13 protein-coding genes are annotated in these 16,501 nt (G+C 44.9%); 9 read left to right on the top strand and 4 right to left on the bottom strand.

All coding sequences use genetic code 11. The features are described 5' to 3' along the window. Window positions 1-150 precede the first annotated feature (150 nt). Window positions 151-768: a porin family protein gene (locus ACED42_RS06210; protein ID WP_009847031.1), complete on the top strand. Its 618-nt coding sequence runs from the start codon at window positions 151-153 to the stop codon at window positions 766-768. 121 nt (window positions 769-889) lie between these two features. On the opposite strand, the gene pabB is transcribed toward ACED42_RS06210, so the two are convergent. Further along, window positions 890-2,296 carry an aminodeoxychorismate synthase component I gene (gene pabB, locus ACED42_RS06215; protein WP_371701882.1) on the bottom strand — a complete coding sequence of 469 codons (1,407 nt, stop codon included), beginning with the start codon at window positions 2,294-2,296 and terminating at the stop codon, window positions 890-892. A 254-nt stretch (window positions 2,297-2,550) separates the two neighbouring features. Between pabB and ACED42_RS06220 the strand changes: the two genes are divergently transcribed. The 8 genes from ACED42_RS06220 to ACED42_RS06255 all read left to right on the top strand — a co-directional run bounded on the left by ACED42_RS06220 (window position 2,551) and on the right by ACED42_RS06255 (window position 10,492). Continuing rightward, entirely contained in the window at window positions 2,551-4,068 is a 1,518-nt protein-coding gene (locus tag ACED42_RS06220; RefSeq protein WP_009847029.1) for a fumarate hydratase, read from the top strand. A gap of 164 nt (window positions 4,069-4,232) precedes the next feature. Further along, entirely contained in the window at window positions 4,233-4,418 is a 186-nt protein-coding gene (locus ACED42_RS06225; protein ID WP_004734731.1) for a hypothetical protein, read from the top strand. A gap of 215 nt (window positions 4,419-4,633) precedes the next feature. After that, window positions 4,634-6,007 (top strand): YcjX family protein, encoded by a 1,374-nt coding sequence (locus tag ACED42_RS06230; protein WP_371701864.1) that lies wholly within the window; start codon window positions 4,634-4,636, stop codon window positions 6,005-6,007. 14 nt (window positions 6,008-6,021) lie between these two features. Next, window positions 6,022-7,074, top strand: a complete 1,053-nt coding sequence (locus ACED42_RS06235) for a YcjF family protein (RefSeq protein WP_371701866.1) — start codon at window positions 6,022-6,024, stop codon at window positions 7,072-7,074. A gap of 133 nt (window positions 7,075-7,207) precedes the next feature. Beyond that, window positions 7,208-8,752 (top strand): transcriptional regulator TyrR, encoded by a 1,545-nt coding sequence (gene tyrR / locus ACED42_RS06240; RefSeq protein WP_017101490.1) that lies wholly within the window; start codon window positions 7,208-7,210, stop codon window positions 8,750-8,752. Between the two features lie 73 nt (window positions 8,753-8,825). Beyond that, complete coding sequence (gene rimJ, locus ACED42_RS06245) at window positions 8,826-9,413, top strand: ribosomal protein S5-alanine N-acetyltransferase (RefSeq protein ID WP_009847025.1); 588 nt, start codon at window positions 8,826-8,828, stop codon at window positions 9,411-9,413. Between the two features lie 120 nt (window positions 9,414-9,533). Further along, window positions 9,534-10,007 carry a DUF2947 domain-containing protein gene (locus tag ACED42_RS06250; RefSeq protein ID WP_029223788.1) on the top strand — a complete coding sequence of 158 codons (474 nt, stop codon included), beginning with the start codon at window positions 9,534-9,536 and terminating at the stop codon, window positions 10,005-10,007. Between the two features lie 269 nt (window positions 10,008-10,276). Next, the gene (locus ACED42_RS06255) at window positions 10,277-10,492 is read left to right on the top strand and encodes a hypothetical protein (RefSeq protein WP_009847023.1); all 216 of its coding nucleotides are present in this window, start codon (window positions 10,277-10,279) and stop codon (window positions 10,490-10,492) included. 172 nt (window positions 10,493-10,664) lie between these two features. On the opposite strand, the gene ACED42_RS06260 is transcribed toward ACED42_RS06255, so the two are convergent. From ACED42_RS06260 to ACED42_RS06270, 3 genes are all read right to left on the bottom strand, one after another. Next, window positions 10,665-13,505: an Hsp70 family protein gene (locus ACED42_RS06260; RefSeq protein ID WP_371701868.1), complete on the bottom strand. Its 2,841-nt coding sequence runs from the start codon at window positions 13,503-13,505 to the stop codon at window positions 10,665-10,667. Between the two features lie 138 nt (window positions 13,506-13,643). Then, on the bottom strand, window positions 13,644-15,623 hold the full coding sequence (locus ACED42_RS06265) for an Hsp70 family protein (protein WP_371701871.1): 1,980 nt from the start codon (window positions 15,621-15,623) through the stop codon (window positions 13,644-13,646). Further along, on the bottom strand, window positions 15,623-16,255 hold the full coding sequence (locus ACED42_RS06270; protein ID WP_009847020.1) for a DUF2760 domain-containing protein: 633 nt from the start codon (window positions 16,253-16,255) through the stop codon (window positions 15,623-15,625). Before ACED42_RS06270 ends, ACED42_RS06265 begins: the two co-directional genes overlap by 1 nt. Window positions 16,256-16,501 lie beyond the last annotated feature (246 nt).

The following is a 16,501-nucleotide window of genomic DNA, read 5'->3' on the forward strand; positions in this document are numbered from 1 at the left end:
TTGTAGTGAGTGAATATGCTTGTCTCTAATGTCTTGAGTATATTGTCAATGTAACAAGTGAGCTGACAATGCTATACGTTCACTTACTTTATTGTTCGCTTTTATTAATTATATTAAGGAGGTTTGAAAAACTATAAAAATGGATTCGATATGAAAAAAATGATAGTGACGCTTGCTCTAATTGCACCTTTATCTGCAGTGGCTGCACAAAAAGACCCAAATGGTTTCTATATCGGAGTAGGAGCTGGTTCAACTGAACTTGATGATGGTGGTTTTGGTAAGGCCATAACTCGCAAAACCACAACAACTGAAACTGAATCACCTTCTTATAAACTCATTGCCGGTTATCAGATCAACCGTATTATTGGTATCGAAGGCCAATATACTAAATATGGAACGTCTACAACAAAAGTAGGCAGTTCAAAAGCATTCACAACAGATTTTAGTTCAATTAGCGTTGCTGCGAATGTTGGTTATACGTTCGATATTGGTCTTCGACCTTATGCACTTTTAGGTTATAGCTTTTTAAATTCAGAAATTGAAAACAGTGGTAATAATAAATACTTTGCGACTAAGTCATCAACCGTATCTGGTATAAAAATGGGGGTGGGCGTAGAGTATGCAATTCCTGCTGCACCAGCTCTAGCATTACGTGCAGGTATTGATTGGGAAGCAGCTGATATCAAAGTGAAAGATGAAAAGAACAAAGAGTTATCTAACGTTCACACACTAGGCTCATTCTATTTGGCTACAACATACACCTTCTAGGCTAGTGTTATTGAAAAGCTAAGTAGGTGATTGCCCACTTAGCTTTTTTAATATTAAAGTACTTTCCAGATTGGCTTTTTAGCTGTTTTTAATAACCCGTCTTAATAAATCTAGATTAAATTTATCTATCAGCCAGTACAGGCAATATTCTACTCAGCTTATCAAGAGTCTCTTGGTACTCAGAAGCGCAATCACTATCAAATACTACACCTCCTCCAGCCCAAGCATAAAGCGTATTGTTTTCTGCCACTAAGGTACGAATCGTAATGCTGGTGTCCATTCTGCCATTACGGCTGATATAACCAATGCTACCGCAATACGCCGAGCGACGATGAGGCTCTAGCTCCTCAATGATCTGCATCGCGCGAACTTTTGGAGCGCCGGTAATCGACCCCCCGGGAAAGCAAGCCCTTAATAGGTCATGTGCTGAATGATGGACATCAAGCTCTGCCCTTATCGTGCTCACTAAGTGGTGCACAGCAGGGAAACTCTCTATATCGAATAGCTTTGGTACATGAACCGATCCCGGCTTTGCGACTCGGCCAATATCATTACGAAGCAGGTCGACGATCATCAGGTTTTCTGCCTGATCTTTCTCAGCATTCAACAGGTCTTGAGCATTAGCGTCATCAATCATGGAATTTTCAGAACGAGGACGTGTCCCTTTGATTGGCTTGGTTTCAATGGTGCCACTATTGAGCTCTAAAAAACGCTCAGGTGAGACACTGAGAATGGTGCAGCCTGCTAAACGGATAAAACCAGAGAATGGAGCTGAGTTGTACTTCTCTAACTTTTCATAAGCGAGCCATTCACTGCCTTGGTATTGGGCATTGAAGCGCTGAGCAAGGTTTATCTGATAACAGTCACCCGACAACAAGTACTCTTGAACGCTATCGAATTTATTGGCATAACTTTGTTCAGTCATATTGGATTGCCATGGGGTGGTTAATCCAAACTTCTGATGAGTTCGTTCTGCTTGTTCTGCTTGTTCTGCTTGTTGGCTTGGCGATTGTTGTTGAGTTAACCAATCCCAATGGGTATCAATGTTTTGCCCAACAAGGAACGCAGCTTTAAGCTTATGATCAACAATCACAGCCCATTCATATAATCCAACCGCCATGTCTGGTGCAGAAATATCACGCTTAGCAAGAGAGGGAAGAGCTTCTACTCGTCGCCCTAAATCGTAACTAAAATACCCTAAAGCACCACCAACGAAAGGCAGTTCAGGGTGCTCACTGATTGCGGGTAGTAATTGCTGCTGATATTGGTCGAGTAGTTCGAAAGGGTCTGACTCTGAAACCTCGCACGTCTCATTAACATTGACGGTCGTTTTTGCACCGATTGTCTCAAAGGTGGCGATGGGTTGAGCAACTAAAATGTCGTATCGACTATCAACGTGGCTTTCTGAGGCAGAGCGTAATAGCATTGCCCACGGCACGCTTTCAATATGAGAAAACAGCTGTTTAGCTAAAGTTGATTGATATTCAAGCGGCTTGATTTGGATAGAGCGAAATTCGTTGTTATTCATTTGTTTAATTTGTGACAAAGAGTTCGATCACTGCATGGCGTGTGAGAGGAAGCAAGAGTATCATAAATTGAAAATAAAATGGGTTCTTGATTAGAACGGTGCAAACTACATGGTTTAGTTTACAGCTATGCAAGCGATTGCTAAAGCAACTAAATACAGCTCAACATAATAAAAAGCTAAGCCAACTAATCCGGTTAGACAAAAACAGTCAAACCAAGACCCCACATGGAACCAGAACAATAAAGAGGCATGCAATGACGGTTATTCGTAAGCAAGATGTGATCAGCAGTGTCGCTGACGCACTTCAGTACATTTCTTATTATCACCCTTTAGACTTTGTCCAAGCCCTAGAAAAAGCGTACGAGAAAGAAGAGAGCCAAGCAGCTAAAGATGCTATTGCTCAGATTCTTATCAACTCACGCATGTCTGCGGAAGGCCATCGTCCAATTTGTCAGGATACGGGTATTGTTACTTGTTTCGTGAACATCGGTATGGATGTTAGGTGGGAAACGGATCAAACAGTACAACAGATGGTTGATGAAGGCGTTCGTCAAGCTTACAACAATCCAGATAACCCATTGCGTGCATCTGTCCTAATGGACCCTGCAGGTAAGCGTATTAATACCAAAGACAACACACCAGCGGTTGTTCACATTAATATGGTTCCAGGCAACAAAGTTGAAATTCAAATCGCGGCAAAAGGCGGCGGTTCTGAGAACAAAACCAAGATGGTAATGCTTAACCCTTCTGATGATATTGCAGAGTGGGTAGAGAAGACGCTACCAACAATGGGCGCGGGCTGGTGTCCACCGGGTATGCTAGGTATAGGTATTGGCGGTACGGCGGAGAAAGCCGCGGTACTCGCTAAAGAATCTCTGATGGAACACATCGATATCCAAGAGCTTATCGACAAAGGCCCAGAGAACGCAGAAGAAGAGCTTCGTTTAGATATCTTCAACCGTGTAAATAAACTGGGCATTGGCGCACAAGGTCTTGGCGGTCTAACGACAGTGGTTGACGTGAAAATCAAAACAGCGCCAACGCACGCAGCCTCTAAGCCTGTATGCTTGATCCCGAACTGTGCAGCAACGCGTCACGTACACTTCACATTAGATGGCAGCGGCCCTGCAGAACTAACGCCACCTAAGCTAGAAGAGTGGCCAGATATTACTTGGGAAGCAGGCGCAAATACACGCCGTGTTAACCTTGATGAAATTACTAAAGAAGACGTTCAAGAGTGGAAGACCGGCGAAACGGTTCTTCTATCAGGCAAGATCTTAACCGGTCGTGATGCAGCGCATAAGCGTATTCAAGGCATGCTTGAAAGTGGTGAAGGTTTACCAGAAGGCGTCGACCTGAAAGGTAAGTTCATTTACTACGTTGGCCCTGTTGATGCTGTGGGTGATGAAGCGGTAGGTCCTGCTGGCCCGACAACGTCTACTCGTATGGATAAGTTCACCGACATGATGCTAGAAGAAACCGGCATTATGGGCATGATTGGTAAAGCAGAGCGCGGCCCTGCAACGGTTGAGTCGATCAAACAACATAAATCGGTTTACCTGATGGCGGTTGGTGGTGCAGCTTATTTAGTCGCGAAAGCCATTAAAAAAGCACGTGTGGTTGCGTTTGAAGATCTCGGTATGGAAGCGATCTACGAGTTTGAAGTTGAAGATATGCCTGTAACGGTTGCGGTTGACTCTAATGGCGTGAACGCGCATCAGATCGGCCCTGACACGTGGAAAGTGAAAATTGCTGAAGCTGAAAAAGCATAATTAACCGACGCCAAAAAATTGTAATTGTCGCTAACTTCAGCGTTTGAATTGCAAATCTTGACAGAAAGTTGAAGACAAAAGTGCAGCATTATTTGCACTTTTGTCTTATTATCAATGATATAGTGATAAACACATAGTTTGATATAAGAACATAGGAGAGAGGAATGCCTCGTTTTATTCAGATCCTACAGATTATCTTGGCAGTGGTGATTGGTGCTTTTGTTGGTTACGACCTGATCTTGAAAGGGATCAGTATCTTTGATAATAAATACGTGACGATTACTTGTGCGCTTTGGCTAATTGCAGAGATTGCACTGTTTGTTATCTACAAGTTGATTGAAGACGATTAAGAGTCGGATATCGCAGAAAAATTCTAAAGCCCCTGATTATGAATGTAGTCAGGGGCTTTTATTCATCTAGCATTAAGAATGTATATTGCATACTCATTACTGTTAGCAAAAAAAAGCTAAAGCAAAAGCATGCACACTATCCCAACAGGGAAAGAACATAGGCTAGCCTATCTATTATCATAACTGACTGGCCTAATTATCACGGAGTCGTTCAAATGAAACACCTAACTCAAGAAATGAGTGACTTTATAAGCAGAGGAACGGATTCTCACATTCGAGTAGCGGTCACGGGGCTTTCTCGTGCGGGTAAGACAGCATTCATTACTTCGCTGGTTAATCAGCTTCTTCATACGTCTACCCACAAAAATCTGCCTCTACTTGCATCGGCGAGAGATGGCAGAATTATTGGCGCAAAGCGCATCCCGCAACAAAACATGATGATCCCACGTTTCTCTTATGATGAAGCGATGGAGTCGTTGAATGCACAACCACCAGAATGGCCAGTGCCAACGCGAGATGTTAGTGAGATTCGTCTAGCAATTAAATATAAGCCAGCTAAAGGCGCAAAGAAGCTGCTGAGCAAAAACAGCACCCTTTATCTCGATATTGTTGATTATCCGGGCGAATGGCTACTTGATTTACCTTTGTTGGACATGGACTTTGATACTTGGAGTCAATCTCAATTTACCGCGTTGAAAGGCGATAGAGAAACCTACTCGCAACAGTGGAACACAATACGTGGCGACATTGACTTGCTAGCCGAAGCAGAAGAAAAGAAACTGGTCGCGATTGCCGATAGCTATACTCAGTACCTTCATACTTGTAAGGATAACGGATTGCACTGGGTACAACCGGGTCGATTCGTATTGCCGGGTGAGCTTGAAGGCGCGCCTGTGCTGCAATTTTTTCCGTGCGCTGCTCCCGAGGGTAAGTTCTCAAAAACCAGCAACTATGCGGTTTTAAAAGCGCGTTATGAAGAGTATCAACAGAAAGTCGTGAAAGCGTTCTACAAGAATCACTTTGCCACGTTCGACAGACAAATCGTGCTGGTGGATTGCTTACAACCACTTAACGCAGGCTATGACTCTTTCATGGACATGCGTGGTGCGTTAGAACAGTTATTGAAGAGCTTTAAGTACGGGCGAAGCAATATGCTAAGACGTTTGTTTGCGCCGAAGATTGACAAGATCTTGTTTGCTGCCACTAAGGCTGATCACGTGACACCGGATCAACATCCGAACTTGGTATCACTGTTACAGCAGATGGTACACCCTGCTTGGCAACAGGCGGCGTTTGAACACATCGACATGAGTTGCATGAGCATTGCGTCTATTCAAGCGACCAGCGCGGGTTATATCTCGTCAGGTTCAGACAATGTTCCGGCGTTGCAAGGTGTGACTTTAGATAATGTCCCTCAAACCATGTATCCGGGAGAGGTGCCGCGTAAACTGCCAAACAAACAGTATTGGGAAACCAACCAGTTTGATTTTACGAGCTTTAGGCCGATGGAGCAGCACTCTGACGAGCCTTGTCAGCATCTAAGAATCGACAAGGTTTTAGAGTATCTCATTGGCGACAAGTTGAAGTAATTGAGGCAATTGAAATGAGTGAATTAAAAACGAAACAGGTCTTTGATGAACAGTTGAAGACCTCGTTCGATGAGCCGGATAAGAATGAAGTTACCCCAGATTTGGGTGCTCAAAAGCTATTCACGGAACAAGAGAAGTTTGTGCCCGTCGCTCCACAAGTGGAAACCGACCTTGATGGTGACGCTGAGCTGCAACTGGAACAAGTGATTCGACCGAGTAAAAAGAAGAAGTGGTTTGGAACGGGCTTACTTGTCGCTTTCTCTGGCCTAGTCGGATGGCAGGCGATTGACTCTGTCATTATTGCTATTCAAACCGCTGACTGGCTAGCTTTAGGTTGGGCAGGTTTCATTGCTGCCATTGCTTCATTAGGTTTAGGCGCAATAGGCAAAGAGTTGTGGAAGCTGCGTTCGCTGAAAGATCATTTCAGTGTACAAGAGCAGAGTGAAGAGCTGTTACAAAGCCAGAGTGTTGGTAAAGGCAAAGCATTCTGTGAAAACATTGCCAAGCAGGGCGGTATTATCGCTGAATCACCCGCTTATGATAAGTGGCGAAACAGCATTAACCCTGCGCACAGCGATGCTGAAGTGTTGGATATGTACGATGCGTTGGTCGTGAGTCAGCAAGATAAGGTCGCGACTCAGATCGTCACTAAGTTCTCGACCGAATCCGCGGCTTTGGTTGCTGTGAGCCCATTGGCGGCAGCAGATATGTTGCTGGTGGCTTGGCGAAATTTCACTATGATAGACAAGCTTGCTGATGTGTATGGCATTGAACTGGGCTACTGGTCTCGAATTAAATTGTTCAAGTTGGTCTTAATCAACATGGCAGCGGCCGGTGCAAGTGAGCTGGCGATTGATGCGAGCATGGACTTAGTCTCGATGGATCTTGCAGGTAAAGTCTCAGCTCGAGCAGGGCAGGGGCTCGGTGTCGGTATCCTCACTGCGAGACTGGGCTTAAAAGCCATGACATTGCTGCGTCCTATGCCTTGGTATAGTGAGCGAAAAGTAAAACTATCCGACCTTCGCAAAGCCGTCCTTTCTGAAATAAAGCGAATTACCTTCCTATAAAGTCTATATACACAAGGAAGTTGAGTGATTTGCGAGCGAAGAGTAAACATATGTTTACTCTTCTTCTTGACTGAACTTAGAGCTTAATTCACACTACTGTCAACTTATCCTGACACCTATAATAGGACTATTTGTGCGTCTTGAAGTATTGTGTGAAGACAGACTCGGCTTAACGCGTGAGTTGCTCGATATCTTGGCCTCAAAAAGCATTGATTTACGAGGAATCGAAATTGATGTTAAAGGTATTATTTACCTAAATTGCCCGGATATTAATTTTGATGCTTTTAGTGAACTTATGGCTGAAATTCGCCGAATTTCAGGTGTGAAGGATGTACGTAAAATCCAGTTTATGCCAAGCGAAAGGCATAACACAGAACTGATTGCCCTGCTGGCAAACCTACCTGATCCTGTTATTGCGATTGACCTTAAAGGCTCAGTCGACATGGCAAACCACGCTGCATTGAATCTTTTCAACAAACAAGAAGAAGAAGTGATCGGTGAGCCACTAGCGACGTTCGTTCCTAGCTTCAACTTCGCTCGTTGGATTGAAGGCGATGTAACGCGTCACCGTGAAGTCGTGGTGCTAGATGGTCTAGATTTCTCTATTGAAATTCTGCCTATTTATCTAGGTGGTGATGTCAACGAGGCGGTACTGGCGAGTGCAGTAATGACGATTCGTTCTTGTAACCAAGAAATGAACGCGCCAGACGCCATCCCTGAACAGAATAACCTAGGTTTTGAACACTTTGTTGGTGTCTCTAATCGCCATAAAGCCTTGATCAGTCAAGCTAAGAAACTGGCTATGCTAGATCAACCTCTGCTTATTGAAGGGGATACAGGTACGGGTAAAGAGATGCTGGCGAAATCGTGTCATAACCGTTCAAATCGATCTTCTTTTCCATTTTTGATTCTAAGCTGTGCATCAATGCCTGATGACGTAGCAGAAACGGAATTGTTTGGACATGCGCCGGGCTCATTCAACCATGAACAAGGTCATAAAGGCATCTTCGAACAAGCGAATGGCGGTACGGTATTTTTAGATGAAATCGGCGAAATGAGCCCGCATCTACAAATCAAACTGCTGCGTTTCCTACAAGATGGTTCATTCCGTCGTGTTGGTGAAGAAGAAGAGATGCACGCGGATGTTCGTATTATCGCATCAACGCGCCATCGCCTTTCTGAATTAGCCGACTCGGGCTCGTTTCGTGAAGATCTGTTCTACCGCTTGAACGTACTGACTTTATCAATTCCTGCTTTGCGTGAACGTTCAAACGATGTTGCGCCATTACTGGAGCTATTCGTTGCAAAGTACGCACAGCAGTTAGGTATGTTGAAACCAAAGTTGACTCAAGAACTAGTCGACCAATTAGGTAACTACCAATGGCCAGGCAATATTCGTCAGTTAGACAACATGGTTCTACGTGCACTAACAGAGTTGGATTCAGATACGTTAACGGTTGAGCAATTCCACCTGCCACAGCTTGACACTATGACTGCTGGAATGGCGAATTTAAGCTTAGACGGCTCGCTAGACGAGATCATGAAAGACTATGAATCTCAGATTTTAGAGAAGCTTTATCAGTCATTCCCATCAAGCCGTAAGCTTGCTAAACGTCTGAATGTTTCTCACACCTCAATTGCGAATAAGCTTCGTGATTACGGTATCAGAAAGAGCTGATGATATTAGACTGCTAAATTCGGTAAGAGTGAGGCGGTAACGAAAAAAGAGACAAAAGAATAAGAACAAGACTATGGAAGATTCGAGTACGCAGCAACGTATTGATAAACGTGATGGCAACCTAATTTTACGAACGGCTGAGATCTATGATGCGAGCATGATCAGTGAGTACTTTCAGGTGAACAGAGAGTACCTTAAGCCTTGGGAACCGACCCGAGAGGATGCGTTCTTTGACAGAGCGGATTGGGCTCAACGGCTGATTAAGTTAAACGAACTCCATAAATTGGGGCTAGGCTATTATTGCTTGTTGATTAATGCCGATTCAAATGAAATGTTAGGTACCATATCGTTCAGTAATTTGTCTCGTTTCCCGTTCTACGCTTGTAATGTCGGTTATTCATTGGCGCAAAGTGCACAGGGCCACGGTTACATGCGCAGAGGCTTGAGCATGGCTAAAGACTACATGTTTGATGTGCAGAACATGCACCGCTTAATGGCGGGCTACATGCCTCACAACGAACGAAGTGCGGGTGTATTAGAGCATCTTGGTTTTGTTCGAGAAGGTTTTGCCAAAGATTACCTACAGATTAACGGTAAATGGGAAGATCACGTGTTGACGGCACTGGTAAACCCAAACTGGCAAGATAAACGCTCCGTGTGAGTGTAAAACATTGAATTTAGATACAGCGGAGAACATAAATAAAATGAAGTCATCGCTGTATCGAAAGAACATATAGGCATGGTAAGCCCATAAGCCTGAGAAGATATTTGAGGAATTTTGATGTCATATACAACTTTGGAAGAATACCAAAGAAAATGGATTTTCACTCACCAGTCAATGCCACTACCCGCTGAAGATTTGGAAAAGATAAAACCAATGACACAGGCGAGAGCATCTCAGTTTTGGAAAGAAAACGTGAGCCCTCAAAGCCCGGATGCAGAAAGACTAAGTTCGCAAGATTGGCCAAGCAAAGCGTCTAACTGGAATGAAGAGATCAGCTGGATGGCAAATTGGGAAGCCGATGAGCCTGAAATGCCAGAAGAAATCCTTAACTTCATTGATTGGCAAGATGACGTAACTGTTTATTTTTGCTACGAAAAATACAATGTTCTTGAAACCAAATGGTCGGTTTTCAAGAAGCATTGGAAAAACTTTTTGTTCTACGATGATGGCCCTATCTTACTAGGTCGCCGTCGTTCAGAAGCACTTTGGTTTGCTACAAATGGTACCGTTAAAATAGGTAACCGTGCTTAAGTTCGGTGTGATTTAATCGTGCGAGTGTTGGCGATCCGATCAACAGATAGACAGACAAGAAGCGAGCATTGAGCTCGCTTTTTTTATGCCTAACGATCTTCGAAGATCACCGGGAGGAAACGATTATTTTACCTCAGCTGAGGATGACTATTTTTACAGACATAGAGGCAGTTAAATTTCGAAATTGAGATCGCTATCTCGTTGGCTTAGTTGAAGTTTTGTGGGGTTGAGCTATCTTTATATTACTGCCTTAGTGGAGGTGAAGTATTATGATTTGGGATACTCTCGAACGTGTAAATAAACTTCGCAAGGAAGCAATGGAAGATCCAGAGTTTTTGGATTCAGCAAAAATGCATGAGGAATGGCTTTTAAGCGAAACTCATAATCAATTGAACCAAGGAGCTAAAGAGAAGAAACCGAAAAAGTTATCTGATATTTATGAAAATACGGATTTTCCTATCAACCCAACAGGTACGAAACATTAACAATGATGAACTGCAATACGGCTAAGGCTCTTAACCAAGATGCGATAAGTCGACTAAACATACCAGCCTTAAGCCACCAATAAAAAAGCCACTTTCAACGAATCGAAAGTGGCTTTTTCTTTTCTCGTTAGCTTCTTTACTCATTAACAACTAAAGTTAATCGTTTTTAAACCTAGTTATTAATCAGGCTTAACCCGCTTGGTAATGCATCACCAAATACGCGTTTAGACTCGCTCTCAGAAAGTTCAGTGACTTCACTCACTAGCGTTAGCCATGAATCAGGTACCTTGCTTTGCTTTAATTTATCAAGAACTTGAGCACGGTAGTCATCAGAGATATCGAACTGTCGGTCACCTGTCTTGCGGCAAATCATCACTGCCGCGAAAGCTATCATCTGCTCTTTCTGCCAATTCTGGTCAAGCAGCTTTGGTAACCACTGTTCTGCTTGCTCTCTTGGAATGACGCTGTGTTGGCTTCCGTATAAAGGTGTACGAGACGCTAAGCGACCCAGAGCCCACCAGTGAGCCTGTTCGAACTGATTATGGTTAATTGCTTTGCTCAAGAACCATGTAGCCAATAGAACTTTATCTTCCACCTCGAGTTGCTCAAGGGACGCTGCCAATCTCACCATGGCTTCATAGCCATTGTCTTGCGCATCTTTCGCTGTCTTAGGGTTCTTCATTGCACCTGGGTGAAGGTACTTCGCGATATCAGCCAAGATGGTTTCTTGCTGTTCTTGATTCAGGCCACCCGCAACACGACGCCAGAATACCCACCAGTCCGTCCAACCTTGGTGGTTCTGGAACTGAATGTTTTGTTGGTAAAGGCCCCAAATTTGTTCGATACGCCATGAGTCAGTCGGATCGCCAAAGCCTGGACGCAGCGAGTAACCCGCCAAACGCAGCCAGTTCTTCTCGTGTGCTTCTGAACGACGACGGCGTTTACGACCTAATGAAAAGGTATCAAACAGATGGCGAAGGGTCGTGAAGTCCCATTCATCACGCTTACCGAGTCGCTTCTCAAGATCTTTCGATAGTGTTTTGATCTCTTTCGATTCAGCACTCTTCTTGTTGCCGCTGTACAGACGAGAAATCAATTCCTTACATTCATCCAGTCTTGGGTGAAGTTTAGCGGTATCAGACTCATCACCTTGCTTGTTTCTTACTTCAAATTCGAGCAACCAACGTTTAGAGTCATCTTCTGTACTCACACACTCCATTTTCAGTGTGCCGACTTCGGTTAATTGACACGCGAGCAATACTTCGACGCGTTCTTTTTGGTTGGCTTGGAGCTCTGCAGTACCTGAACCTTCCAGTGTAGAAATGTACGGCGGAAGAGGGGAGAACAAGTCAGCGTCGACATTGACCATCACACCATTTTGAATAGCGGTGTCATGAGCAATTTGATCGTGTGTTGAAGTCAGAAGATTAAATCGTACCGGTTCGCCTAAAGTCAGTGAGAAACGACGGCTGTTCAAGCGTATCTCTTGGCCTTCTTCTGTCCCTTTGGCAAGCAAACAAAGCGCTTTGCCCATCTTGTTCTTCTCTTGTAGATGCAAGAAGTAAGAACGAGCAGCGCCGCCACCGATTTTCAGTTGTGCACCACGGCGTGCTTTACCAAAAGCTACAGCACCAAGGGCTACAGACCAGTCGGGGTGAGGGTTATCTAAGACGGTGATTGGTGCACAGTTCCAATTACCAAGTAACTGAGTAATTCGCTCTGTTACCAGTTCACTGTTGAACACACCACCATTGAGTAGCACACCAACAGGAATTGCAGGTTTGGTATCATCAAACTCAACAGAGTCTGACTTTTCCAATGCGGCTTTAGATACTTGCTGGTGGGTCGCTAGGAATTCGGCAACGTGCTTACTTACAGCAGGATCTGCTGCGTAGGGTAGGCCGAACTCAACCACCGCGCTGCGGCGTTTGTCGGGTACTTCCGTAAACTCAGAAAGCGGGAAGAAACCTTCTAGTGCAATCTGATGAACTTCTTGTTTGGTTAAACCAATACTCTTGGTTCCGCCAAGCAGTTTTGAACCGCTGCCCAGCATTGTGATCTTCACATCGTCTGGCGCATTAGCAGAAAGCAGGCTCTCTTTTGCGGCGCGAGTCTGTTGAATCAGTTTGGTTAGGCTAGACGCATTCAACTTTTTGTTTTGATTAAAGCGCTGCTCTGCAAGGTGGGCAAGAGCTAAATCGAGGTTATCACCCCCGAGCATCAAGTGTTCGCCAACGCCGATACGGTCGAGTGCGAGCTCTTGATTGCCACCGTTATCCGATTTGAAGCTCGCTTCGATCAAGCTTAAATCGGTAGTACCGCCACCAACATCACACACTAGAATCAGCGGGATCTGTTGAAGTTCGTTTGTAGCGGTTTGTTGGTGACGGGCATACCAGTCATAACAAACGGCTTGCGGCTCTTCGAGCAATAGAATCTTACCTAAACCAGCAAGTGCTGCCGCTTCGAGTGTCAGCTTACGTGCTGTCTCATCGAATGAAGCAGGAACGGTGACTACAACGTCTTGGTCTTCAAGCTTATTGCTTGGGTTACGGTAGTTCCATGCTTGACGGATGTGGTTAAGGTAGCTTGCGCTTGCGACAACAGGAGACACCTTATCGACGTCAGTTGCGCCTGCCCAAGGCAGAATGTCGGAGTTACGATCAACCGCTTGGTGAGATAACCAGCTCTTAGCACTGGATACTTGGCGGCCTTCGACTTTTGCGCCCAGTTCGCGAGCCCATTCACCAACGATGACATTTTGAATATCGCCTTCAACTAAGCTCGGTTCCCAAGGCATGGTGAGATCGGAAGGGGAGATCTGACCTTGTGCGGGATGATAACGAAATGATGGAAGTAGAGGCTTGCGAACCACTTCACCGGGGCCGATGAGTTGGTCAATATCGAAAAGAGAAACGGGAGCATGTTGTAGGTCGTCGTTGATTTCACAGTAAGCGACAACAGTATTGGTTGTGCCTAAGTCAATGCCGACTAAAAAACGAGGAGATGCCATACAAAACCTTATTCTGCCAAAGTGATGACCAGTTAATGGATAATTTTGGTCTTATTATTGTCTTTGGAATGCTTTTAATACAGGGCTAGGGAATCGCATTGATAAAGTAACGGCACCCGCTAAGGTGCCGTTGATTCATTATGCTTCTACGTTTGAGTCGTTATTCGAGTCTTCACGAACGTCGAACTCAACATGCCATTTCTGACCATTGTCAGTGGCAATCGCTTCTAGGTATAACGTGCCTAATTCAGTAACACGAGACGCCAAAGTCACCGGAACCACTTCACCTTCGCGACGACCTTCAGAAACAGGCAGTGTCACTTGGATTTCAGGAAGCTCATCAAGATCTTCTGGAGCCCAGTGATCAAGGTGCGTACCTGCTTGGTCTTCACGACGTGTTGTTGAACCGAAGAATTGGAAGTGTACTGGCTGACCAATCACTAGACCGAACTCTTGGCTAGGAACTTGAACGCTTGAGCCTTCTTCCATACCAAATGGTGCAACACACAGTGCTTCCATCGGAGGAGCCATACCTGGGATAGCTGGCATCGCGCTTTCAATTCCTACGTAGTAAGAAGAAGCGATACCACCGCGGATACGAACGCCTTGACCACGACGTACTGCGCCGTAGTAAGAAGCGCCACTTGCAACCGCTAGGTCTAAGTCTAAGCCTGAAAGCTGTTTAGCGAATTCAGCGTCTGCATTAATTAGCCATTCATTGATCGTGTCTGTAAGACGATCAGCAAGTAGGTTAGATTTTAGAACACCACCATTGAACAGTACCGCTGTTGGTTTGATGAAGTCTGCTGCTGGCGCTTCTGTACCGGGCATACCTGGCATGTTTGCAAACGGGTTGAAATCTTGTTGAGCGGCTTCGCTATTTCCAGAAAGCGCATTGGCTTGCTTAGAAAGGAATGCAGCAATATGACGAGTAATACCCGCATCTTGAGCGTAAGGCAGACCCATTTGAGTCAGTGCACCACGAGTTTTCTGTACTGGGTGATCCGTTACAGCGACTTGTGGGAAGAAGCCATCAACCAATGTTTGTTGTACTTCTTGCTGAGTCAGTTCTGTTTTCAGTGTTGCGCCAAGTAGCTTAGAGCCACGGCTTGGAACAACGATCGGCACAGATTGGAGTTCTGCATCGTTTAGCAATGCTTCTTTCGCATCACGACATGCATGAGTCATCGCTTGAACCTGCCAAGGAGCCAGTTCTTTGCCTTCTTGAGCTAACTTCATTTTCAGACGGTAAGCTAACGCTAAGTCCATATTGTCGCCGCCAAGTAGGATATGCTCACCTACCGCGATGCGGTTCAGACTTAGGTTGCCTTCGTCTTGTGTTACTTCAACTAACGAAAGGTCGGTTGTACCACCACCGATATCGACAACTAGAACGATGTCACCAACGTTCACTTCATCGCGCCAAGTATCGTTGCTGTTATCAATCCAGCTGTAAAGAGCTGCTTGTGGCTCTTCAAGAAGCGTTAGGTGAGTAAAACCAACATTACGCGCAGCTTCAGCCGTTAGGTCTCGAGCCGCAGGATCAAACGAAGCTGGAACGGTGATCGTTACATCTTGGTCTGCCAGTTTGTGTTCTGGGTTAGCGTGGTTCCAAGCATCTTTAAGGTGCTCAAGGTACAACTCAGTTGTCTTAAGCGGAGATACCTTTTCAACTTCTTCAGGGCTGCCTGCTGGAAGGAACGCATCACGACGGTTAACACCACCGTGGCATAGCCAAGATTTTGCACTTGCTACCAAACGGATAGGGGTTTTCGAACCTAGGTTACGAGCAATCGCACCGACTAGCGCTTTAGGTTCAGAAGACCAAGGAAGAACGCGAGAGCCCGCATTCATTTCATGTTCGTGCGGCTGGTATAGGAACGAGCCAAGTTGGCTGCGAGTTTCTACGGTACCTGGAGCCGTCAATTGAGGGATTGGCATCACCTCAACGCGAGCGTCTTCATTTGTTGTGTCGATGAAAGACAAAACACAGTGTGTAGTACCTAAATCGATACCGACACTGAACTTAGGCGCTTGCTGTTGCTCTTGAGAAGATAGCTCTTGTGAATGCGTCTGTGCAGATGACTCGTGTGATGATGGCTGAGTTTGGTGTTCCATTATAGCTCCACCTCTGCCGGTGCAATCACAGATGCATCGTAGTTCTCAGCAAGCTTAGGCAGGTTCATGTCAGTTGCTTTCCAACCTTTGTGAACCAATGTGCCATTGAACGGTGCATTGCCCGTTACGTTGCCTGTTAGGCGAATTTCTTGAGGGTTGAAACCTTCAACAACCGTGATGCGCGTTTCTTCATCTTCAGTACGGATGTGAGAAAGCGTCACGTAATCGGCTAACACTTTTTTACCGCCAGTGTGAATTACACGTGCTGCTGCGCCAACTTCTTCGTCAGAGAATGAAGTTAGGTCTTCTTTTAGGAAGTCAATTAAACGAGCTTCTTGCTGCATGATAGACAGTAGCTGCATTGCAGAATCTGTTGGTGCTGTTGCCAGCTTAGATTCAACTTCTACGATTTTTTCGATTACACGTTCAACTTCAACAACTTTCTCTACTTCGACAATTTTCTCAACTGGCTTTTCAACTTCAACGATCTTTTCTACTGGCTTTTCTACGACTTTCTCAACCACTTGGGTTTTACGAGAAACGGCAATAAGCAGTAGTAAAACGCTTGATGCAGTTAGGCCTGCGTGAAGCATATCAAACGTTTGTGGGATTAGGTTCAAATCAACGATCATAGTGATTTCTCTTTAAAATTGATTTAACGGTATATTCGTCGGTTTAAAGGAATATACAGATTGGAAAGAAACTCGGTAGCACGAGACTGAAACGGTCGCTTTCAAGCTATAAATATGGGTGGATACTAGCATATTCAAGGCTTAAGAGGTGTATTTAATGTTTTCAAACAAGTGGCTTTTTAGTGTGTTAGCTTGAAATTTAGTCGAGATTTGTCTGGTTATTGGTCATGGGGGGCAGTAAAATTT

The organism is Vibrio sp. FF145 (assembly GCF_041439075.1).
GTDB classification, from domain to species: domain Bacteria; phylum Pseudomonadota; class Gammaproteobacteria; order Enterobacterales; family Vibrionaceae; genus Vibrio; species Vibrio tasmaniensis_A.